The organism is Ochrobactrum sp. C6C9 (genome assembly GCF_022627935.1).
In the GTDB taxonomy this organism is placed as follows: domain Bacteria; phylum Pseudomonadota; class Alphaproteobacteria; order Rhizobiales; family Rhizobiaceae; genus Brucella; species Brucella teleogrylli.
Window position 1 is genome coordinate 1 of the sequence record NZ_JABXGB010000024.1, and the last position, 22,875, is coordinate 22,875.

The following is a 22,875-nucleotide window of genomic DNA, read 5'->3' on the forward strand; positions in this document are numbered from 1 at the left end:
GCTCATTCATCGAATGAGCGAAACCGCAAAAGTTCAAGCGCAAACCCAAAATCAATGGGGCAGAGACGGCGCATACACAGCGCCGGAGTTTCCCGACGGATATGTGACAGGATTGGGTGATCTGACGCTGATGGACATTTTCATTCTCCCCAAGCATGGAGACATCACATTCGGTGCGGGGCCGATATTGGTTATCCCAACCGCGACGGATGACGCACTTGGCAGCGGAAAATGGCAGGTCGGGGCGTCGGGCGTAATCGTCGCGCCTCAAAGTTGGGGTCTTTTGGGCGGCCTGGTGACCTATCAAACATCGTTCGCAGGGCATGGCGACCGAGAGAGGGTAAGCTTGGCAACCGTCGAGCCGATCATCAATTACAATCTGAAGGATGGCTGGTATCTTCGCTCGACAGCAACATGGAACTTCAATCTTGAGGACAATGAAGGGTATATTCCGGTCGGTTTGGGTATCGGTAAAGTTTTCGAGCTTGATAAAGGCATCACCATGAATGCGTTTATCGAGCCGCAATATACGGTTTGGCATCAAGGCGACGGCGCGCCGAAATGGCAGATATTTGCGGGCGTCAATTTTCAGTTTCCTGTTAAAAAATAATAGTGCCTCGTCGCGGCTTTTGTGCGGCGCGTTTGAGCGTATCAAAACTTGTTTGAGGCAAATTGCTGTCTCAGCCATTTGGCAGCGGGTCCGTGCGGGCGGAGCTTGTTCCAGACCAGTTCAAGCGCCACGGGATGGGCGCCACCGTCGAATTGCAGTTTTGGGATGACAAGTTCATCCGCCAATGGTGAATCCCTCAATATATGTTCCGGGATATAAGCCCAACCGATGCCCTGTTTCAGAATTTGCAGAATGACCCAGTGGCTTTCCACCCACCAGACCTCGGCGGCCACGCGAAGCCTGTGTTTTTCGTCCTCGTCACTGCGTTTGCGAACCATGATCTGCCGGTGCGTCCGCAGGTCTTCCCAATTCACAGGGCTGCTCGCAAGGGGATGGTTTCGACCGCAGACAAGCACAAGCGGCACCCAGCCAATGGTCTTGAACCCGAGTTCGGGCTGTATCTGATCCAGCCGCCACATGACGCCAAGATCAACCTTGCCGTTTTTAAGCAGCCCGGCGATCACGGATGAATGCGGAAACTGCAATTCGAGTTCGACATGGGGATAGTGCTTCGCAAACGCGGCGAAAAGGGCGGCGACCGCCGGTTCGGGATAGAGTTCATCCAGAGCAACCACAAGGCGGGACTCGACATGCTCATCGAAGTTTCGTGCGACTGAAATGAGATGTTCACGCCGATCCAGCATCAGACGCGCTTCGGGCAACAGCCTCGCGCCTGCTTCGGTCAGTGCCGGGCTGCGTGTCGCTCTGCTGAAAAGTTTGACGTTAAGATCGTCTTCCAGAGAGGAGATCAACACACTGACGGCTGACTGCGCTTTGCGCAGATGGCGGGCCGCAGCCGAAAACGATCCGTGTTCAGCGGCGGCAACAAATGCTTCCAGTTGGTCCAGCTCGACATTCATCTATCGCAAATCCAGATAGTATCTAACTTTTAAATCCATAATAATAGATAGAAAGGGCACACCAATATCAAGGAATAAATAAGTGCGTAGTTTTGCAGATCGTGTTCGCCACGCGGCGATGTTTGAAATTATTGGACTGGCAATCTTCATTCCATGCTCGGCGATTATTTTTGATAAGCCGGTGGATGCGATGGGTGTCATCGGCGTCATATCCGCCACTACCGCGACTATCTGGAATTTTCTTTTCAATCTTGGATTTGATCGGGCTTTGCTGCGACTGAGGGGAACGGTGCATAAAACTATGCCCATCCGCGTTGCACATGCCATCTTGTTCGAAGCGGGTCTGATTGTGCTGCTGATACCGTTTATTGCCTGGTATCTGGGCATTTCGATCATCGCCGCGCTGATGATGGACGTGGTGATCGTGCTTTTCTATCTGGCTTATGCCTTTGTTTTCAATATCGCTTATGACTGGCTTTTTCCGATCTCGCCACAGCTTCCTGAGAAAAGTGCCGCTTAAAACTGTGCGGTGAGGCATTATTCTGCCTCACCGTATTCTGTGACGTCAAACTGGCAAACGGTGACGCACCAAAGTTGTCCAATAAGAGCAACCCCAGGCAATGACATCGTCGTTGAAGTCATATTTGGGGTGATGGAGATTGGCGCTTGGGCCGTTGCCGATATTGATCATCGCGCCCGGAACTTCGTTTAGCATGAACGCGAAGTCTTCGCCGCCAAGTGTGGCCGGCATGTCGCGCGTGACACGATCAGCGCCAGAGACGGCTTCGGCAGCAATGGCTGCAAGTTCGGTTTCGTGCTCGTGATTGACGGTCACGGGATAGTTGCGCTGATAGTCGAGCGTTGCCGTTGCTCCGAAAGCATCGGCAATGCCCTGCACTGCACGGGTCAGTTTTTCCTCGATGTGATTACGCACGTCCTCGCGAAGCGTGCGAACCGTGCCGGTCAAACGGATTTTCTGCGGAATGACGTTGAACGCATCGCCTCCCTGAATAGTCGTGATCGAAATCACGGCAGAATCCAGCGGATCGATGGTGCGCGCAGTCAGGGTCTGGATTGCCTGAATGAGAGCGGCTGTCACCGGGATTGGGTCGATGGTCTGATGCGGCGAGGCCGCATGTCCGCCAACACCTTCAATGGTGATGTCGAGAACGTCGACTGATCCCATGATCGGACCGGAATTGATGGTGAAATGTCCAACCGCAAGGTTTGGGCGGTTGTGCATGCCATAAACTTCGCTGACCGGCCAGCGCTTGAACAGGCCGTCGTCGATCATCGCCTTGGCACCGGCACCGCCTTCTTCGGCAGGCTGGAAGATCACGATAACCGTGCCGTCGAAAGCGCGACTTTGTGCCAGTTCGCGGGCCGCACCGAGAAGCATCGTCGTGTGGCCGTCATGACCGCAGGCGTGCATTTTGCCTGGCACTTTCGAAGACCATTCCGCGCCGGTTTCTTCCAAAATCGGCAGCGCGTCCATATCCGCTCGCAAGGCAATGGCACGGCCAGACTTGTTGCTCTGACCGCGTATGACGCCGACAACACCAGTGCGCCCGATGCCGGTTGCGACCTCATCGACGCCAGCCGCGCGCAGTGCATCGGCAACCTTGTCTGCCGTCCGGTTCACATCGTAAAGCAGCTCGGGGTTTTCGTGCAGGTCACGACGAAATGCGACGAGTTCATCGAGCTGGTTCGACGTCCAGTTTTCAACCGGCATATCAGGCTTCCTTCGTATTTTCTTCGGTGGCGTCGAGGCGATAGCGAAAATCGCAGTGGCTCGCGCCCTTCATGATGGTCTGCGTGCGTTCCAGCTTCATTGCGGGATTATAGCCGATGCAAAAATCGCCATCGCGATTGCAGGAAAGCAGATGCCCGATATGGCCAAGGCCCATCTCGCGGTACATTTCCGAATAACGGCAGCGCGTGACATTGAAATCGAAATGGTTTTCGCCCTGCGAAATCACGTCGATTTCCAGCGCGTTTTCCTTCGTCCACAGCGGCTGGATGTCGGCAAAATCCTGCAAGGTAGGCGTGCGACCCAGTTCTTCGGCAAAGCTTTTGCCCTGTTCAATTGCTGAACGGCTGACGGCTTCGCCCACCACGGCTTGGGCTTCTTCGTCGCCGGAGCGTTCGCGCAGCACATCATAGATGTTCTTGATGACCATCGCCTCAATGCGGCGGCGTTCGAGAATTGGCATTTGATTCATGGACCTGACCTTTCACATGAATAAGCTGATTTAGAGATTGGGTTCGGTGAGATCCTTGCGCCGAAGCCAGGCGAGATAGAAAGGCGCGATTTTCCGCGCGACTTTGTGAAAAGGCAATGGCGCGGGCTCTGAAACGGGTAGCGCAAGCTCCTGCACCGATTCTCCATCGAGCGCACGCGCGAATTCGCGACCAAGTGATGTGCCAAGCGCGACGCCACGTCCGTTGCAGCCGATCCAAGCCCAGCCATTGGTGCCAAGCTGATGAACGCGTGGGAAACGATCCCACGTCATGCCGATAAAGCCGCTCCACACATGGGTGATTTCCGGTTCCCCGAGGGCGGGAAAAGCTTCCGCCATGCCGCGCGCAGTCTTGCGCTTTACGCGCTCGGCGACATCGTAGTCACCCATCACAATGCCGCCGGTGATCAGCCGGTTGCGCGCATCGTAGCGGAAGAAGCGCAGGTCACCGCGTGTATCGGAAACCGCCTGCCGTCCGGGCAGAATTAACGCGCGCAGATTATCGCTGACGGGTGCGGTTGCCATCTGCCATGAGAGTACGGGCACGATTGTCCGGGCCAGACGCGGGGCAAGCCTTTCGCGAAGCTCGCCGGTATAAGCATTGGTCGCGAGCAAAAAGCCTTTAGCGCGCACTGTGGCGTTGTCGGTACGCACTTCCCAATGATCGCCGACTTGCCGATAGGATGTAACCGGGCTTTGCTCGTGAATGATTGCGCCATGGCGCTCCGCAGCAGCGGTAAGACCGCGCGCGAAGGCCAGCGGATTGATATGGCCGCCGGTGGGGTTGAACATGCCGCCGTACCAGAAATCGCTGCCGATCAGTTGCGATGTCGCGGATCGGTCAAGAAACTCCGCCGGAAAGCCGAACCGCTTCCACGCCTCGACACGCATTTGCGAAAGCTTTACCCGACCCGGCGAATGGGCAGGCTGGAACCAGCCTTTTTGTTCGGCTTCAGCCTCGATATTTTCATCGCGCACGATGGAAAACAGAATATCAGCGCTATTGCCGATCAGGCGGGCAAAGCGTTCGCCCGCAGCGCCATAGCGCTTGGCAATCGCATCCGGCTCGGCGGACGTCATGGTCGGGATGACCTGACCATTGTTGCGACCCGAAGCACCCCAGCCGACCGCATTGCCTTCCAGCAGGATGACGCGCTTACCACGCTTTGCCAGATGAAGTGCTGCCGACAGGCCCGTAAAACCGCCGCCGACAATAACAACATCGGCTTCCGCGTCACTGGTCAACGGCTTTGCAGCTGTGCGGGGAGGTGCCGTGGCGGCCCAGATGGAGGGTGGGAATTCTACTTTTTGCATGACGTCACGCATTCTCAAAACGAGGTGGCGTCCAGTTCTTGCCGGGGATCGAGGCAAGCAGGCGCTGGGTATATTCGTGGCGCGGATTGGCGAAGACTTCAGCCGTCGGGCCGGTTTCGGCGATCTCGCCCTTGGACATCACGATGATGCGGTCGCAAAGCTGCGCTGCGACGCGCAAATCATGCGTTACGAAAAGCAGCGACAGGTTCAGCCTTTCACGCAGATCGGCCAGAAGCCGCAGAACCTGCGCCTGTACCGAAACATCGAGCGCAGAGACAGGTTCATCTGCGACGATGATGCGCGGCTCCAAAGCGAGCGCACGGGCAATGCCGATGCGCTGGCGCTGCCCGCCTGAAAACTCGTGCGGAAAACGGTCGGCAGCAGCGGGCGAAAGCTCGACCAGTTCCAGCAACTCACGGGCCTTTGCGTGCGCCTCTGCCTTCGGTACACCATGGACGATAGGGCCTTGTGCGATGAGGTCCACGACACGGCGGCGCGGATTGAGCGAGGCCATCGGGTCCTGAAAGACCATCTGGATATCCTTCCGCATGGCGCGCACTTCACGCGGGCTTGCGCTCAGAAAATCCTTGCCGTTCACATCGACCGTGCCGCTGTCTGCTTCCAGCAGGCGCGTGACGATGCGCGAAACGGTCGTCTTGCCCGACCCGCTTTCGCCGACGACGCCCAGCGTTTCGCCTTGGCGCAATTCGAACGAAAGGTCCTTTACGGCGGGCACGGCACTGCGTTTGCCGGTTAGCAATCCGCCACGCGCCTTGAAGGTTTTGCGTAAAGCGCTTGCCTTGAGAATAATCGGTTGGGCTTCAACTGACGGCTTCGGTTCGGGCGGGGTGAGTGCGGGAACCGATGCGATCAGCGCTTTCGTGTAAGCATGCTGGGGATGGTTCAACACTTCGTTTGCAGGGCCTTGTTCGACCAGTTCGCCGAGCCGTAACACGGCGACGCGGTCGGCGATTTCTGCCACCACGCCAAAATCATGCGTGATGAAGAGAATGCCCGTGTCATGCTCGCGTTGCAGATCACGGATCAGCTTCAGAATTTGCGCCTGCGTGGTCACGTCGAGCGCAGTAGTCGGTTCGTCGGCAATGATGAGGCGCGGCTTCAGGATCAGCGCCATGGCGATCATGACGCGCTGGCGCTGCCCGCCGGATATCTGGTGCGGATAGGCGTTATAGGCGGATTCCGGATCGGGAATTTTCACCTCTGCCAGCATGTCCAGCACGGCGGCACGGCGTTCCTTGCGGCCAAGTATGGTATGGAGGCGCAGCACTTCATCGATCTGCCAGCCAACTGTCTTCTGCGGGTTGAGCGCTGTCATCGGCTCCTGAAAGACCATGCCGATGCGGTCGCCGCGCAGCTTTTTCATGTCAGCTTCGCTGAGCGAATAAAGGTCAGTGCCTTCAAGCTTGATCGTGCCATGCGTCACGCGCACATGCGGTTCCGGCAAAAGGCGCATGATCGCGCCTGCCGAAAGCGATTTGCCTGAACCGCTTTCGCCAACAAGGCAGACGATTTCACCGGGATTGATGGTCAGTGTGAGGTCCTGCAAGGCAAAAGGACGGTCGGCGCCCTTCGGCAGCGCGATTTGCAGGTTGCTGATTTCGAGAACGGGTGCAGCGGTCATTATTTCTTCTGCCTCGGATTAAGCGCATCGTTCAGGCCTTCGCCAAGCAGACTGAAGGAAAGAACGGTGAGCAGAATGGCGATGCCGGGAATGACCGAGCAGAACCAGTCGGTGCGGAGCACGGCGCGGCCCTGGCCGATCATGTTGCCCCAGCTGGCATAATTAGGATCACCGAGACCGAGGAAGGCGAGCGCGCTTTCCATCAGGATGGAGGTGGCCATAACGACAGATGCGAACACGATCACCGGCGGCAAAGCGTTTGGCAGTATTTCGCGGAAGATGATCGACATATTGCCGACACCCAGATTGCGCGCCGCGTCGATGAATTCGCGCTGGCGCAACGCCAGAAATTCGGCGCGCACCATGCGTGCAGGCGCGGTCCATGAGACGATGCCTATGCAGATGATGATATTCTCGATGGACGAGCCGAAGATTGCCACCAGCGCCAGAAGCAGCACGAAGCTCGGCACGGTTTGAAAGGCTTCGGTGATGCGCATCAGCACATCATCCACCCAGCCGCCATAATAACCTGCAAGCGCACCGATAACGATGCCGATGACAATCGAGATCAAGGTTGCGACGACGCCGATCAGCAACGAGATGCGTGCACCGTGGAAAATGCCAGCCATAATGTCACGCCCGAGCTGATCGGTGCCAAGCGGCGTTATCGCATTGAGGAATGGCCAGACAAGCGGATCGCCCGCACGGCGCAGCGGGTCGCCGGGCGCAATGACATCGGCCAACAGGGCAATCAGAACCACGGCGATGAAAAGAACAAGGCCCAGCACGGCAGCGCGGTTGCGGCTGAAGCGCTGCCACAGAACTTTCGTGCGGGAGACCTGTGGACGGGTGAGGGAAAGGTCCTGGGATGTCATGACAGTTCGATCCTGGAATCAAGCCGCGCATAGATGAGATCGGTAATGAAATTGACGATCACCACCAACACCGAGCACAGGAAGATTATACCCATCAGCGTGTTGAGGTCGCGCTTGATCACGGAAGTATAGGCGAGCTGGCCAAGGCCGGGCAGCGAGAAGATCGTTTCGATCACAACCGAGCCGCCAAGCACGGTGGAAAACTGAAGGCCGAGCAGCGTTACGACCGGCAGGAAAGCGTTGCGCATGATATGATGGAACATCAGCCTTGCGCCGCTGGCGCCCTTGGCGCGGGCGGTGCGGACATAATCGAGGTCGGCGACTTCCAGCACGCTCGTGCGCATCAGGCGCATGTAGAAGGCAAGATAGATCAGCGAAAGCGCCGTCGTCGGCATGACGAGGTGTACGGCAATATCCCAGACATTCTTCCAGCCAGTGTAAAAACCGCCAAGCGTCTTGTAACCGCCGACGGGCAGCCAGCCCAGCTTGACGGAAAAGATAAACATCAGGATGAGGCTGAGAAAGAAGCTCGGCATGGCGTAGAAGACAAGACCGAGCGTCGAGATGACATTGTCGGTCAGCGAATAAGCCTTGCGCGCAGCAAAGGCACCAAGCGTGATGCCGAAAATGAACGCTACGGAAAGCGAAGAAATCATCAGCAGGAGCGTCGGCACGAGCCGCGCCATCAGCACGTCCAACACGGGCAGTTCATAGACATAGGACCAGCCGAAATCGAACCGAGCCAGCTTGGTCATGTAAATCCACAGCTGCATCCAGACTGGTTGGTCCAGACCGTATTCCGTGCGCAGATTGGCGACGAATTGAGGGTCTGCACCGCCCATGTCACCGACAAGCGCGTCAACCGTGTCGCCAGGCGCAAGCTTGATGAGCAGAAACGCCCCGATCATGATGAGAAGGATGACGGGAACCGCCTGCAAGATGCGGCGCAGCGCAAAGGTCAGGATTGGGGGCAGGGACATTGCGGATTATCCTGCAAGATATTCATAGTCAGCATTCTAAAACTGGTGAACCGCTGCCGGGTGACCGGCAGCGGTTGGCATTGCTTATTGGTCGATCCAGAGATCGTACCAGCTTGAAGAATCCCACCGTGGCGTGTTGTGGTGGTTTTTGAGAACCTTGTTGGTCACGCCGACGAACGGATGTTCGATGGCGAAGATGACTGGCAGGTCTTTCATCTCAAGCTGCTGGATCTGGTGATAGAGATCGGCGCGCTTGGCCGGGTCGAGCTCGCTTGCGGCCTTGTCGATCAGGCTGTCCATTTCGTCAGACTTATAGTCGAACTGGTTGGACCATGCCGTGCCGACCGGAGCGCCGGAGCGCAGCCAGACGGTGGTGGAAACAGCCGGATCGGAACGGAACTGGTGCCAGCCGCTTGCCGTGTCGAAATCGTGATCGCGATAGACGCCGTTCAGGAAGCCCGGTGCGTCATTGGTCAGGATTTCAACGTCGATGCCGACTTCCTTCATGGCTTGCGCATAATATTCAGCCCAGAGCTGAGTATATTCGCCCCATGGTGCCGGACGGTGACGCAGCTTGAAGCGGACGCCGTTTTCTTTGACGGGATACCCAGCCTCGTCGAGCAGCTTCTTGGCCTTTTCCACGTCATATGGATAGGTCTGGACCTGATCGGTATAATTTGCACCGCCAGCGCTCGGGATCGGACCGCGACCCGGCTTGGCGTAGCCGCGCATGATCGTCTTGATTGCAAAGTCGATGTCGAGCGCGTGATAGATCGCCTGACGAACCTTCAGATTGGCAAGGATCGGGTTGCGCAGATTGAACTCGATGGTCGAGTGGGCAACGTTGTTTTCGAAACCCTTGGTGCCTGTGTCGAAGCGGCCATCCTTCTGGAGGCGCTCGGTGTCCGACATGGAAATGCCGTTGAAAGCGGTTTCCATCATTTCGCCAGCCTCAAGCGCTGCCGCTGCCGCTGCCTTGTCCGGCATGAAGCGCCAGATAATGCGGTCGAGGTAAGGATATTCCTTGCCGCGCCAGTAATCATCATTGCGCTCGGCGATGATGTGCTGGCCGCGCTCATATTCGACAAACTTGAACGGACCCGTGCCGACCGGCGCGGAATTGTACTTGTTCTTCAGAATGTCGGTGCCTTCATAAAGATGCTTCGGCACCGGATGACCGAGATCCGGCATCGCGGCGACCAGCAATTCCAGCGGCATCGGCTTGGAATAACGGAACACGGCGGTATGCGGATCGGTGCAGTCGACAGCTTCGAGATTGGCCTGAAGCGTGGTCGAATAGTTAAGCAGCTTCTTCCAGAGGTTCATCGCGCTGAACGAAACGTCATCGCAGGTGAATGGCTGGCCGTCGTGCCAGCGCACATTTTCGCGCAGCTTGAAGGTGATGGCCTTGCCGTCTTCCGATGAAGACCAGCTCGTTGCCAGAACCGGCACGTAGCCCTCGTAAGTGCGGTCGATCAGCGGCTCCATGATGCGACCGGTGATCTGGTAAACGCCGGTCGAGGCGCGCAGCGCAGGGTTGAGGACGCCCTGCTCGGTATTCATATGGACAATGACCGTACCGCCGCGCTTCACTTCTTCAGCGTTGGACGACGCCGTAGCAAGTGAAAAGGCTGCGAGAAACAGGCCAAGGCCAGCTTTTCTGATATGCATTCTATGTTCCCCTGAAGGACGTTGAGGAGGGCTTTCCGGCCTCTTTTCCCGCACGTCCCGATATTGTTCAAGCCCCTGAAACTGCTCTTTAAAGCAGCGTTCAATGGCCTTTTCCTTATGCAAGCACCGTTATGCTAGAATCCGCTATGATTTTGTCAAGATAAACTAATTTGTGCGATAAAATTAGTATAATTTCTCGATAACCATGCGTTAATAAATGTCGATTTTCTATCTTGGAGTTTGTTGATGAGCCAGATTTCTCCCGAACAGAGTGAAAATGCGGGCAAAACCAAACCCGGAGCGGTCTGGGTCACCGGCGCCGGTTCGGGCATCGGCGCTGCAATGGCACGCCGTTTCGCAAGCGAGGGTTGGCCGGTGGCCCTGACAGGCCGGAAGGCGGAAGGGCTGGCCATCATCGCGGATGAAATTACTTCTGCAGGCGGCGAGGCCCGGATATTCCCGGCTGATGTGCTCGACCGCAAGGCGATGACAGATGTCGCTGAAGCGATCGTCGAATGGACCGGGCGTCTCGATGTTGTCTGCAACAATGCTGGGCTTAACATTCCGCGCCGCAGCTGGTCGGATATCGATTTCGATGCATGGGATGATGTCATCGACATCAATATCAAGGGCGCGATCAACGTGATTGCAGCCGCGCTTGCACCAATGCGGGCGCAGGGTGGCGGCCTGATGATCCATACATCTTCCTGGGCGGGGCGTTTTTCGTCGCCCGCTGGCGGCGTACCCTATGGCGCCTCCAAACACGCGCTCAACGATCTCAGTGCGAGCCTGAACGCGCAAGAGGGACAAAACGGTATTCGTTCCACGGTGCTTTGTCCCGGTGAGGTGGCGACGCCGCTTTTGGCGCGCCGTCCGGGTTTTGATCTCGCACGCATGGATGACGTCATTCAGCCGGAGGATATGGCCGAAACCGCGCTCTATGTCGCCAGAATGAATCCGAAGGTCACAATTCATGAGATTGTGCTGGCGCCGACAAAGAAATAAGCCTCCATCCACTAACATCTGATTTTATCAAAAAAGGAAACTCCACATGTCTCACCCGGTAAAAGGCGTCGACCACGTTTTTCTGCTGGTTAATGATCTGGAGAAAAGTGCCGAGCAATACCGTCGCTTCGGATTCACGCTGAGCCCGCGCGGACTGCACAGCAAGGAAAAAGGCACCGGCAATTACACGATCATGTTTCCGGAAGATTACTTCGAGCTTCTAGGCATTGTTGCTGAAACCCCGGGCAATCAGCACCAGCGCCAGAAACTTGCGGCGCAAGGTGAAGGACTGCATGCCATCGCCTGCCGGATCGACAATGCACGCGAGGCAAAGGCGGAGCTAGCAACACTCGATATAGCGACGGGCGAAGTTGGCGCATTCCAGCGCCCGGTGCAGCTGCCGGGCGGCGGCGAGGGCGTCGCAGCGTTTGAAACAGTCTCTTTTGCCGACAGCGAAGTTCCGCAGGGCATGGTTTTCATGTGTCAGCACAAGACCCGCGAAACGGTCTGGCTGCCGGAGCTGATCGAACATGAAAATGGTGCTATCGGTCTCTCGACTATCGTCATCATCGCTGCCGATCCTGAAACAACTGCGAAAGGTTTTGCCCGTCTGTTCAAGGCCGGGGAAGCGGTTGAGCACGATGGCGGATGGAAAGTTCTGACCGGGCCGAACTCGGCCGATCTACTGGTTCTGGATCGCGAGAAAGCGTCGTCGCTTTACCCGAATGTCGATTTGGACAAAACGCCTGCCAGTGCTTTTGCAACCTTGCGCATTCGCGTGAGATCACTGGATAAAGCGCGTGCCGCACTGACCGCACATGGCGTGTCCTTTGCGTCAACGGCGGCAGGCGTGGCCGTTTTGCCCGAGAACGCCAGCGGCACAATTCTGGAGTTTTCAGAACAGTAGGCGTTGTGCCCCGTAAAGGACTCAAGGCGCGGTTGCCATAAACCGCGCCTCCAAGGCATGGATCGAAACGATCCAGTCGTACACTTGAAATGATTGCACTGGTAACTTTCAGTTGGCTATTTTTTACGCAAATGCTCGATAACATTGCATTTTTGTATGTCGGATCTTTTTCTGTAGCGTCATTTCAGGCGCTTGGTGTCTGAAAAGAAGGTTGCCCCTGCTTTTCGCGCACAATTAATGCTTAATACTTATTCAAATTGATCAAAAATTATTCTAGAGAGTGATCATTATGAGATTACATACCGACTCTGGAGATGAAATTTTGGTCAACGTCCATGAAAAGCTCGAGCCCATTCTCGAAGATGTCCTCCATCGCAACGCGGGTGAAATTGAATTCCACCAGGCCGTGCGAGAGGTGTTGGAAAGTGTTGGGCGCGTCATTGCGAAACGACCATATTATGCCGACAATGCCCTGATCGAACGCATTTGCGAGCCGGAACGGCAGATTATTTTCCGCGTGCCGTGGGTTGATGATCAGGGTCGCGTACAGATCAATCGCGGTTTCCGCGTGCAGTTCAATTCGGCTCTTGGACCTTACAAGGGCGGGATTCGCTTCCATCCTTCGGTCAATGTCGGCATCATCAAGTTCCTCGGCTTCGAACAGACGTTTAAAAATGCGCTGACCGGCATGCCGATTGGTGGCGGCAAGGGCGGCTCGGATTTCAACCCGCGTGGCCGTTCCGACGCTGAAATCATGCGCTTCTGCCAGTCCTTCATGACCGAACTTCATCGTCATATCGGCGAATATGTGGACGTTCCAGCGGGTGACATCGGCGTTGGTGGGCGCGAGATCGGCTATATGTTCGGTCAGTACAAGCGACTGACCAATCGCTATGAAGCCGGCGTATTGACCGGCAAGGCGCTGTTCTACGGCGGTTCCAGGGCGCGCAAGGAAGCAACCGGTTATGGTGCGACCTATTTCGTGCAGCGCATGCTTCAGGCCCGCAAACAGGATTTCGATGGCAAGCGCGTTGTCGTTTCCGGTTCGGGCAATGTTGCCATCTACACAATGGAAAAGGTGATCGAGTTTGGCGGCAAAGTGGTCGCCTGCTCCGATTCCAATGGTTATATCGTTGACGAGAACGGTATCGATCTTGATCTCGTCAAGGAAATCAAGGAAGTGCGTCGCGAACGTATTTCCGAATATGCACGCCAGAAGGGCCAGTCCGTCCATTACATTGAGGGCGGCTCGATCTGGGATGTTCCCTGCGATGTGGCCATGCCGTCGGCAACTCAGAACGAGTTGACCGGCAAGGATGCCAAGACGCTTGTGAAGAATGGCGTTATCGCTGTCGGTGAAGGCGCTAACATGCCCTCCACGCCTGAAGCGGTGAAGATTTTCCAGGATGCGAAAGTTCTCTTCGCGCCCGGCAAGGCTGCCAATGCGGGCGGTGTGGCGACTTCGGCGCTTGAAATGCAGCAGAACGCATCGCGCGATAGCTGGACCTTCGAGCAGACGGAAGCGCGTCTGGCTGAAATCATGCGCAATATCCACGATCTTTGTGCGGAAACCGCCGAGGAATATGGCACGCCGGGCGATTATGTCCTCGGTGCCAATGTCGCCGGTTTTGTGCGGGTGGCAGAAGCCATGGATGCTCTGGGCATTATCTGATTGAACAGGAGGGCGGGACCGTAGGGCTCCGCCTTCAACTTTTCTACGCGGCTCATTATAGAATGACATTTGCTTCGGTATGAGCTTGCGCTACCATTATTTCCCATCAGAGTTGTTGCTACCATTAGCCAGCTTCCATTTTTGGAAGATGGATTGCCGCGATTCTCGGCAGTTTCGGCGAACCGTCGACGGGTTCGTCATTTTGATCAAATTGCTCCCACAAATTTTGCAAAATCCACGGCTTGAACGGTTGATCCATCAATGGAACTCTGCTCAATAGTTCTATGAAAGCGGTGACTTAGGGAGGGGATCGCTGAATGTCTGTAATGCCCGAATTGCGTGCTGATACCATAATTTATAACGGCACGATCTGGTGTGGATACGAAGAGGGCACAGTCGAAGCCCTGGCAATCTGGCAAGGCAAGGTGCTTGCCACCGGCACTAAAGATCAGGTCTGGGGCCTCAAGGGCGACAAGACGCAGTTGATCGATCTGGAAGGGCGTTTCGCCACACCGGGACTAAACGATTCTCATCTTCATCTGATATCGGTCGGGCTGACGCTCAAATGGATTGATGCAACGGCTGATGCCGCGCCTACGCTGGAAAGTCTTCTGAATGCAATCCGCGAAACGGCGGCTTCTGTTCCTCCGGGCACCTGGATCAAGGCGCGCGGCTACGACCAGACCAAGCTGGATATTGGTCGTCATCCGCATAAATCGGAACTTGATGCGGTTGCGCCAGACCATCCCGTGATGCTCGTGCGCGCCTGCGGTCACGTTTCGATCTTCAACTCGAAGGCCTTCGAACTTGCAGGGATCGATGAAAACTCTCCGGTTCCCGACGGCGGCTTGATCGAGCAGCGGAACGGCGTGCTGACCGGCATGGTTGCCGAAAATGCGCAAGGCGCGGTTCGCAAGGCCATCCCGACCGCGACGACAGAGGAAATGATCGAAGCTATCGAAGCAGCAGGCAATCTGCTGCTTTCTTACGGCATTACCAGCGTCATGGATGCAGCGGTCGGGCAGGTTGCAGGTTTCGACGAAATTCGCGCCTATAATATTGCCAAGCTGCAAAAGCGTTTGCCGGTGCGAACGTGGCTGGTACTGCTGGGCGATCCGGGCCCGTCAATCGTTGAAAAATGCTATGAGGCCGGGCTGGTCTCCGGTGTCGGTGATGACATGCTGACCGTTGGCGCCGTCAAGATATTCCTCGACGGTTCTGCGGGCGGTCGCACGGCTTGGATGAGCAAACCATATCTGGGTGACGACAACAATATTGGCGTGCAGATTTTGCCCGATGCGGAGCTTGAGGCACTTGTGCTTGATGCGCACAAGAAGGGATATCAGCTTGCGTGCCACGCGATTGGTGATGCTGCCATCGGGCAGCTCATCACCGCTTATGAGAAAGCTTTCACTGCCTATCCAGACCCGAACCGCCGTCATCGCATTGAGCATTGCGGATTTTCAACGCCGGAACAGCATGCGCGCATGCAGAAGGCGGGCATTTATCCATGTCCGCAGCAAGTCTTCATCTACGATTTCGGGGATGCCTATATTTCGGTTTTGGGCGAGGAGAGGGCTCTTTCAAGCTATCCGCTCAAGACGTGGAAAGACCTTGGTTTCAAACCGGCAACGGGAAGCGATGCGCCGGTCTGTCATCCAAATCCCTATCCCAACATCTATTCGATGCTGACGCGCGAAACGGGCAGGGGCACGGTGATGGATGCGCGACAGTGTGTGACCATTGAAGAGGCTCTTCAGGTCTATACGGAATATGGCGCGTTTTCGCAGAAGTTAGAAACCGTAAAAGGCAAACTGGTCCCGGGACAGGTGGCTGATATTGCAGTCTTTTCGCGCAATATGCTCACCGCGAAGCCGAAGGAAATTCTCAACGATACGCATTGCGTGCTCACCCTTCGCGAAGGTGAAGTGGTGTTCGAACGTTCGTAGGGAGAACAGGCAGCGAAGCCTCGGTTGCGCTGCCTGAATACGTTCATTCATCCGATCTACAAAAATCAAAAGGGGAAGATCATGAGGAAATTTGCGTTGCTTGCGGCGGTGTCCGTCGCATTGTTGGCCGGAACTGCGGCCTTTGCTGCCGATACGCCGCGCTCGGGAGGCGTCGTCAACTTCGTTGCGCCTTATGGCGACAGTTTTTCGACACTGGATATTCAGGCATCGCCTGCAACACAGGACGAATTCTACGCCAAGGCCATTCATCGCACGCTCTATGACTGGGATGCGGATCTGAACAAGCCGGTTCTGGCGCTGGCGACAGATGTAGGTGTTTCGGACGACAAGCTCGTCTATACTTATAAGCTGCGTCAGGATGCATTTTTCCATGACGGCAAGCCATTGACGGCAGACGATATTATCTGGAGCTACACCCGGATAATGGACCCGAAGAAGGCCATGCCTCCAGCGCGCTATATAGCGGAAATCAAGGGCGCTGAGGATTATGGACAGGGCAAGGCCAAGGAAATTTCGGGTCTGAAGAAGATCGACGATCACACGCTGGAAATCACGTTGAAGCAGCCGATTGATCCGGGCTTCCAGTTCATGCGCAACAATACCGCAATCTATCCTGTGGGACAGGGCGACAGCGAAGAGTTTCAGCGCCATCCGATCGGTCTTGGACCTTACAAGTTTGCCGAATATGTGCCCGGCTCGCGTCTGACGGTCGAGAAGTGGGACAAATATTACGATAACGGCAAGCCCTACGCCGACAAGATCAATATCATGATCATGGGCGATGCGGCAGCGCGCGATGTTGCCTTCCGCAACAAGGAAATCGATGTGGCCGTGCTCGGGCCGGCACAATACAGCACCTATCGCGCGGATCCGGAACTTGGCAAAAACATGCTCGAAGTTGCTGAAGCCTATACGCGCGCGGTCGGTTTCAATCCCGATTTTAAGCCGTTTCAGGATAAGCGTGTTCGCCAAGCCATCAATTACGCCATCGACAGTGATCTGATCATCAAGCGTCTCGTCAAGGATAAGGCTTACCGTGCGGTTGGCTGGCTCCCGAACTCGTCGCCTGCTTTCGACAAGGATGCCAAGCCCTACCCCTATGATCCTGAGAAGGCAAAGGCTCTGCTCGCAGAGGCCGGTTATCCGGATGGTTTCGAATTTGAATTGACGGCCACGCAGAATGAAAGCTGGGGCTTGACCATTGTTCAGGCCATCATCCCGATGCTCGCAAAGGTTGGGATCAAGGTGAAAGCAAAGCCTGTCGAAGCATCGGTTCTTGCCGATGTGGTTCCAGCCGGTAATTTCCAGGCCTATATGTGGTCGCTGGAAAGCGGCCCGGACGCGCTCACGGCGATGCAGTGCTTCTATTCCACGACACCGCAATCGGCCTGTAACTATCAGAAGTTCTCCAACGCGGAATTCGACAAGATTGTCGATGCCGCGAAAGCCGTCAAAACCGAAGAAGAGAAGAATGAGCTTCTGAAGAAAGCCAACAATCTGTTGCAGGAAGAAGCGCCGGTCTGGTTCTTCAACTATAACAAGGCTGTCATGGCGCATCAGCCATGGCTGCATGGCTTGCAGCCAAATGCGGCCGAGATTGCAATTCAGTCCTACGAAAAGCTTTGGGTCGACGACACGGTTCCGTCCGGTCGTTAATCCGAGCTTCCATGGACCGGCCCGCTCGTTTTCGGGCGGGCCACAAATCCCCTTTGCTCCAGCGTTTCATCGCTGATCTGAAAGGAGGACTGCGTGCTCTATTTTATTGTCCGCCGCGTCTTGCAGATGATACCGACAGTTCTGGCTGTATCGTTGCTGGTCTTCGTCATATTCAGCGTTGTTCCGGGCAGTATCGCTTCCGGCCTCGTCGCCAGTGGCAAAGGCATGAGCGACCCGAAACTGGTCGAAAAAATCACGCAGGAATTCGGTCTCGACAAACCCGTTCACGTGCGTTTTGGCAATTATCTCGTGCAATTGGCGCAGTTCGATCTCGGTACGTCCTATCGCTCGCGGCAGCCCGTTGTTTCGCTTATTCAGGAGCGTATGTGGCCGACATTGAAGCTCGCTTTTGCGGCCATGGGACTTGCGATTTTGATTGGTGTGCCGCTGGGCTTTCTGGCCGCGCTCAAGCCCGGAAGCATACTCGATAGCACGACCATGATCGGCGCGGTGTCGGGCCTTTCCATGCCGCAATTCTGGCTTGGTTTGCTGGCGATGTATCTGTTTGCGCTGACACTCGGCTGGTTACCAAGCTTCGGTTACGGCGATGGAGGCATACGCAATATCATCCTGCCTGCTCTGACTTTGGGCGTTGCGCCCTTGGCGTTGCTGGCGAGAACCACCCGTGCAGCCGTGCTGGAAGTGATGGGGGCCGACTTTATCCGCACGGCGCGTTCAAAGGGCATGAACAGTTTCAGGCTGGTGAAATGGCACGTCATGCGCAATGCGCTGGTGCTGATCATCACGACCATCGGTCTGCAATTCGGATCGATGATGGGGCAGGCCGTGGTGGTGGAAAAGCTTTTCTCCTGGCCGGGGCTTGGTTCATTATTGATCGACAGTGTTTCGCTGCGCGATATCCCGGTGGTGCAGGGTGCAATTCTCGTGATCGTTTTATGGTTCCTCGTCATCAATACGATCGTTGACATTCTCTACGCGGTCATCGACCCGCGTATCAGCCACGAGTGACGCCCATGAAGCTCCGTTTCAATCTCATATTCGGCGGGCTGGTATGCATCATCATTTTGATGGCGGCAGTCTTCGCACCGCTGCTGGCGCATTATAATCCGGTTCTTGATGCCGACCTGATGAATGCCGAACTGCCGCCCGACGCCCAGTTCTGGTTCGGGACCGACGCACAGGGGCGAGACGTCTATTCGCGTATTCTCTATGGCGCGCAAGTGTCTCTGACGGTTGGTATCGTCTCACAGTGCATCAACACGGTGATCGGCCTTAGCTTTGGCATATCCGCTGGCTATTTCGGCGGCTGGTGGGATGATTTTGTCAACGGGTTGACCAATCTGATGCTTGCAATCCCGTCACTGATCTTTGCGCTCGCCATCATGGCGGTTCTCGGTCCGGGCCTGCCAAGTCTCTTGCTGGCGCTTGGGCTGACAAACTGGTCATGGACGTGCCGCATTGCCCGCAGTTCCACGCTTTCCCTCAAGAAGCAGGGCTATGTGCAGGCTGCAAAGATGCTCGGCTACAGCGATATTCGCATCATGATCACACAGATCGTGCCGAATATGATCGGACCGATCCTCGTTATCGGCACGCTTGGCATGGGCGACGCCATCCTTGCAGAGGCGGCACTTTCCTATCTCGGGCTCGGTATCAGCCCGCCAGATCCAAGCTGGGGAAATATGTTGACCGACGCCCGCGAACTGATCGTCAGCGCGCCATGGGCGGCAATCTTTCCGGGTCTGGCGATTTTCTTCACCGTGCTCGGCCTCAATCTGTTTGGCGATGGGCTGCGCGACTGGCTCGACCCGCATATGAGGACACGCAAGGTATGAGCGAAGAAACACTTCTGGAGGTGGAAAACCTTCGCATTGATATCGTTTCCGGTTCTTCCCGACACAATGTGGTGGAAGACGTGTCTTTCACCATTGGCGCGGGTGAAACCTTTGGTCTCGTGGGGGAATCCGGTTGCGGCAAAAGTATCACGGCTTTGTCGATGATCGGCTTGCTGCGCAAACCTTTGGCGATTACTGGTGGTGCGATACGCTTTAAAGGGCAGAATCTGGCTGCCCTGTCGTCCCGCGAGATGCGCAAGCTGCGGGGCAATCGCATCGCCATGATTTTCCAGGAGCCGATGACGGCACTCAACCCCCTATCGCCGGTAGGGCGGCAGATCGCGGAAATGTTTGTGCTGCATCAGGGCGCGACATGGCATGAGGCTGAACGCAGGGCCGTCGAAGCGCTTGCAAGTGTTCAGGTTCCGGCACCCGATCAACGGGTCAAAAACTATCCCCATCAGATGTCGGGCGGCTTGCGCCAGCGCGTGATGATTGCGATTGCGCTGGCCTGTGATCCCGATCTTTTGATCGCCGACGAACCGACCACAGCACTCGACGTGACGGTACAGGCAGAAATTCTGCGTCTGATGCAGGACCTTTGCACCGCCAGAGGAACCTCTGTGCTGATGATCAGCCACGATCTCGGCGTCATTGCCAAAATGTGCCGTCGTGTCGGCGTCATGTATGCCGGGCATCTGGTCGAGGAGCGCATAACGGCGGGGCTGTTCCGACATCCGTCGCACCCCTATGCGCACGGACTTCTGGCATCGCTGCCACAACTCGGTTCGCGCCAGAAGGAAGGTCAACGGCGACTTCAGGAAATCGAAGGCGTCGTGCCATCTATTTCCGCCTTTCCAAAAGGCTGCCGGTTCGAACCGCGCTGCACACGCGCAACCGAAATATGCCGTGCGGAAAAGCCCGGCTGGACTCCGCTTCAGGATATGGGTGTGGTGAGGTGTTTTCATCATGAATGACATGCGTTCAACCCAGACGACCAATGCGCTCGTTACTATTGACGATCTATGCGTCTATTTTCCCGTCAGCGGTGGACTATTCAGCCGTTCCAGGCAGTTGCTGCGCGCTGTCAACAATCTCAGCCTGACGCTCAATAAGGGCGAGTGCCTGTCGATCGTTGGCGAATCCGGTTGTGGGAAATCCACCCTCGCGCTTTCAATTGTCGGATTGCAAAAGCCGACGAGCGGCGAGATTTATTTTGAAGGCCGTCCGATCACTGGCAAGAACGAGCCATCGCGGCTTGAGCGCTCGCAAATGGCGCAAATGGTGTTTCAGGACCCATTCGCTTCGCTCAATCCGCGCCAGACCGTTTATACATCACTCGCTGCGCCTTTGCGGCTGCATGGGGTGGCATCGCGCAGCGAAGTTGACGGGCGGGTTGAAGATATTTTGCGTCTGGTCGGTCTCAAACCTGAGCATGCGAAACGTTTCCCGCATGAGTTTTCCGGCGGTCAGCGTCAGCGCATCGGCATTGCGCGGGCGCTGTTGCTCAATCCGAAGGTGATTGTCCTTGATGAGCCTGTTTCGGCACTTGATGTTTCCATTCGCGCGCAGATCATCAATCTGTTGCTGGAATTGAAGGAAAGGCTTGGCCTGTCCTATATCATGATCAGCCACGATCTCAGCGTCGTGGAGCATATGAGCGACCGCGTGGCGGTGATGTATTTCGGGCAAATCGTCGAAAGCGGGCCATGGGACCGGATTTTCTCCAACCCCACCCACCCTTACACAAGGCGATTGATCTCAGCTATTCCCGATCCGATGACCGAACTTTCCGGTGGGCGTCTGCTCGACGATGGCGCAGCGCCGCCGGCGCCAGAAGGCTACGTGTTCTATCCGCAGGGTTTTGGCGGGCATGATGTGCATCAGATACCACCACCTACGCAATTCATCGACATTGGCGGCGGGCAGCGCATTCGCGTTATTGAGAGAGCGTGAGAAGCAGTGCGGATTGAAATAACGCCGGTATTGAATTGCCGCCGCAGAACGTACCAGCACTCTTGTTGGAACGTCACCCGCTTCGCCTGCCACGGCGAAGCGGGTGACCAGAACTAACACTACTTCGGCGGAGCCACCGCGACATAGACGACACTGTGTCCGTTATACTTTGGCTCGAACCAGTTTCCGTTGCAGTCCTTGTAGCTTATGCCGTTGACCACGACGTTTGTGCAATCTGGTGGAACATTGGCAATGACCGAACCGATGGCCACGGCTGCGGCTGTGCCAACAATGGCCGCTGCTGCCGGATCCCAACCGCCATTCCAATAGCCCGGCCAATACGGACCCGGCGGTGGTGGAGGAGGTGGAGGAGGTGGCGGCGGTAAAGGACGCGGTTCTGGCCCCGGATGAGGCGCGGGACCCGGTCCGGGATGCGGGGCTGGCCCAGGGCCGGGATGTGGTTTCGGCGCTGGGTGTGGAGCAGGATGCGGAGCGGGATGTGGACCAGGCGCAGGGTGGTGCGCTGGATGCGGACTTGGCCCCGTTCTCGCATGCGGAATATTGCCACCGCGCGGGCGCGGCATGGACGGACTAAAGCGCGGCTCGAAATGGGCTGGCCCGTTGAAACCGCCCATCCGGGGACCATGAAAGCCGCCACCGAACCCGTGCATCCCGCCGCCGCCCAAATTCATACGCGGCATGCGTCCGCCAAAGCCACCACGAGCCTCGGCAATCTGGGGGGCGATCATCGCCGTGGCGAACAAAATTCCTATCGTGACACGAAAGAGTTTCATTGCTGGTTCCCCTCTTCTAGGAAGCGGAGCTTTTGCGCATCAGCCGGCGGTGTGAATTCGAAAGCGCTCGCCTGAATATCGGGTGTTTCGTTCCAATTGAGAACGGCGGTCATGCGCGGACGGGTTTGATCGTCACGATCCACCAGTGAAACCTTGAGAGGTAAGGGTGGGCCGTCCGATGCAATCCACACTTCAAAGTCCTGGTCTCCGGTACGATAAGCCCAGTGATCTGTCGGCTTCCCGTTCACCATTGCATTGCCGACGTGAAATCCTTCGGCGATTTCGCCGATGGGCGCGTCCGGCGTACCCCAGGCGAACAGATCCGCCAGTGGGAACGTCAAATGATACTTCTGGGCGGCTTCCTCCAGCGTTTCTTTGATTGTCGCGGGGGCGGGAGCTTGAGCATAGGTATTGTTGCTCGGAGAGACATAGGTGAGGGTTGTTCCGTTATAAATGAACTCACCCTGCACGACGTCTGTTTTCAGGTCGATGCGGAGCTTGTTCGGTCTTTCCACCTCATAGGATACCTCGCCGCCGAACTCCAGTTTCTGGTCGGTATCCAGAACCGCGTCCACGCTGGTTTGGGAGTTCAGGGAGAATTTCTGCAAGGATTGCAGATGCTTGCCCATATTCTCTAAGGCCTGGATTGAAGCTGGTTCAATCCTGTCGGAAGCGGCCTCGCCCTCCTGTGCGGCAGATGTGGTAATCATGCCGAGCAGAAATAACCCGCTTGCTGTACATCGGAGAATGCGCCTGTTGAGCGGCATTGGAGTCCTCCTCGAATGACTATGGATTGCGGATGATGCA

21 protein-coding genes are annotated in these 22,875 nt (G+C 56.3%); 11 read left to right on the forward strand and 10 right to left on the reverse strand.

The window, feature by feature from the left end; all coding sequences use genetic code 11:
- Positions 1-610, forward strand: a 610-nt coding sequence (locus HWD97_RS17895) for a hypothetical protein (protein ID WP_371835346.1), incomplete at its 5' end; no start/stop codon positions are given.
- 41 nt (positions 611-651) lie between these two features.
- Here HWD97_RS17895 and HWD97_RS17900 read toward each other — a convergent pair.
- Positions 652-1,530: a LysR family transcriptional regulator gene (locus HWD97_RS17900; RefSeq protein ID WP_371835347.1), complete on the reverse strand. Its 879-nt coding sequence runs from the start codon at positions 1,528-1,530 to the stop codon at positions 652-654.
- A gap of 82 nt (positions 1,531-1,612) precedes the next feature.
- On the opposite strand from HWD97_RS17900, the gene HWD97_RS17905 reads away from it, so the two are divergent.
- Positions 1,613-2,050, forward strand: a complete 438-nt coding sequence (locus HWD97_RS17905) for a PACE efflux transporter (protein WP_124915504.1) — start codon at positions 1,613-1,615, stop codon at positions 2,048-2,050.
- 45 nt (positions 2,051-2,095) lie between these two features.
- Here the strand turns inward: HWD97_RS17905 and HWD97_RS17910 are convergent, their stop codons facing one another.
- The 7 genes from HWD97_RS17910 to HWD97_RS17940 form a co-directional block, all read right to left on the reverse strand.
- Positions 2,096-3,262 (reverse strand): M20 aminoacylase family protein, encoded by a 1,167-nt coding sequence (locus tag HWD97_RS17910; RefSeq protein ID WP_121538053.1) that lies wholly within the window; start codon positions 3,260-3,262, stop codon positions 2,096-2,098.
- A gap of 1 nt (position 3,263) precedes the next feature.
- A complete protein-coding gene (locus tag HWD97_RS17915; protein ID WP_121538051.1) occupies positions 3,264-3,752 on the reverse strand; it encodes an L-2-amino-thiazoline-4-carboxylic acid hydrolase in 489 nt (162 codons plus the stop codon).
- 30 nt (positions 3,753-3,782) lie between these two features.
- Positions 3,783-5,084: an FAD-binding oxidoreductase gene (locus HWD97_RS17920; RefSeq protein WP_121538081.1), complete on the reverse strand. Its 1,302-nt coding sequence runs from the start codon at positions 5,082-5,084 to the stop codon at positions 3,783-3,785.
- 4 nt (positions 5,085-5,088) lie between these two features.
- A complete protein-coding gene (locus HWD97_RS17925; protein ID WP_121538049.1) occupies positions 5,089-6,726 on the reverse strand; it encodes an ABC transporter ATP-binding protein in 1,638 nt (545 codons plus the stop codon).
- Positions 6,726-7,601 carry an ABC transporter permease gene (locus tag HWD97_RS17930; protein ID WP_121538047.1) on the reverse strand — a complete coding sequence of 292 codons (876 nt, stop codon included), beginning with the start codon at positions 7,599-7,601 and terminating at the stop codon, positions 6,726-6,728. Before HWD97_RS17930 ends, HWD97_RS17925 begins: the two co-directional genes overlap by 1 nt.
- The gene (locus tag HWD97_RS17935; protein ID WP_371835348.1) at positions 7,598-8,581 is read right to left on the reverse strand and encodes an ABC transporter permease; all 984 of its coding nucleotides are present in this window, start codon (positions 8,579-8,581) and stop codon (positions 7,598-7,600) included. Before HWD97_RS17935 ends, HWD97_RS17930 begins: the two co-directional genes overlap by 4 nt.
- Positions 8,582-8,665: 84 nt before the next feature.
- A complete protein-coding gene (locus HWD97_RS17940) occupies positions 8,666-10,252 on the reverse strand; it encodes an ABC transporter substrate-binding protein (RefSeq protein WP_109365940.1) in 1,587 nt (528 codons plus the stop codon).
- Between the two features lie 246 nt (positions 10,253-10,498).
- Here HWD97_RS17940 and HWD97_RS17945 point away from each other — a divergent pair, with 246 nt between their 5' ends.
- The 9 genes from HWD97_RS17945 (at position 10,499) to HWD97_RS17985 (ending at position 21,274) form a co-directional block, all read left to right on the forward strand.
- A complete protein-coding gene (locus HWD97_RS17945) occupies positions 10,499-11,257 on the forward strand; it encodes an SDR family oxidoreductase (protein WP_121538046.1) in 759 nt (252 codons plus the stop codon).
- A 46-nt stretch (positions 11,258-11,303) separates the two neighbouring features.
- Entirely contained in the window at positions 11,304-12,164 is an 861-nt protein-coding gene (locus tag HWD97_RS17950; protein WP_121538044.1) for a VOC family protein, read from the forward strand.
- Between the two features lie 289 nt (positions 12,165-12,453).
- Complete coding sequence (gdhA, locus tag HWD97_RS17955) at positions 12,454-13,836, forward strand: NADP-specific glutamate dehydrogenase (protein WP_121538042.1); 1,383 nt, start codon at positions 12,454-12,456, stop codon at positions 13,834-13,836.
- A gap of 326 nt (positions 13,837-14,162) precedes the next feature.
- Positions 14,163-15,785: an amidohydrolase gene (locus HWD97_RS17960; RefSeq protein WP_371830814.1), complete on the forward strand. Its 1,623-nt coding sequence runs from the start codon at positions 14,163-14,165 to the stop codon at positions 15,783-15,785.
- 81 nt (positions 15,786-15,866) lie between these two features.
- The gene (locus tag HWD97_RS17965; protein ID WP_121538079.1) at positions 15,867-17,462 is read left to right on the forward strand and encodes an ABC transporter substrate-binding protein; all 1,596 of its coding nucleotides are present in this window, start codon (positions 15,867-15,869) and stop codon (positions 17,460-17,462) included.
- A 93-nt stretch (positions 17,463-17,555) separates the two neighbouring features.
- Positions 17,556-18,491: an ABC transporter permease gene (locus tag HWD97_RS17970; protein WP_121538038.1), complete on the forward strand. Its 936-nt coding sequence runs from the start codon at positions 17,556-17,558 to the stop codon at positions 18,489-18,491.
- A 5-nt stretch (positions 18,492-18,496) separates the two neighbouring features.
- Complete coding sequence (locus HWD97_RS17975; RefSeq protein ID WP_109365946.1) at positions 18,497-19,318, forward strand: ABC transporter permease; 822 nt, start codon at positions 18,497-18,499, stop codon at positions 19,316-19,318.
- Positions 19,315-20,295 (forward strand): ABC transporter ATP-binding protein, encoded by a 981-nt coding sequence (locus HWD97_RS17980; RefSeq protein WP_371835349.1) that lies wholly within the window; start codon positions 19,315-19,317, stop codon positions 20,293-20,295. Before HWD97_RS17975 ends, HWD97_RS17980 begins: the two co-directional genes overlap by 4 nt.
- Entirely contained in the window at positions 20,288-21,274 is a 987-nt protein-coding gene (locus HWD97_RS17985; protein WP_339441469.1) for an ATP-binding cassette domain-containing protein, read from the forward strand. Before HWD97_RS17980 ends, HWD97_RS17985 begins: the two co-directional genes overlap by 8 nt.
- A gap of 119 nt (positions 21,275-21,393) precedes the next feature.
- On the opposite strand, the gene HWD97_RS17990 is transcribed toward HWD97_RS17985, so the two are convergent.
- Both HWD97_RS17990 and HWD97_RS17995 read right to left on the reverse strand, forming a co-directional pair.
- Positions 21,394-22,068, reverse strand: coding sequence for a hypothetical protein (locus tag HWD97_RS17990; RefSeq protein ID WP_371835350.1), 675 nt, complete (start codon positions 22,066-22,068; stop codon positions 21,394-21,396).
- Positions 22,065-22,835 (reverse strand): DUF2092 domain-containing protein, encoded by a 771-nt coding sequence (locus HWD97_RS17995; protein ID WP_371835351.1) that lies wholly within the window; start codon positions 22,833-22,835, stop codon positions 22,065-22,067. Before HWD97_RS17995 ends, HWD97_RS17990 begins: the two co-directional genes overlap by 4 nt.
- Between the last annotated feature and the right edge of the window lie 40 nt (positions 22,836-22,875).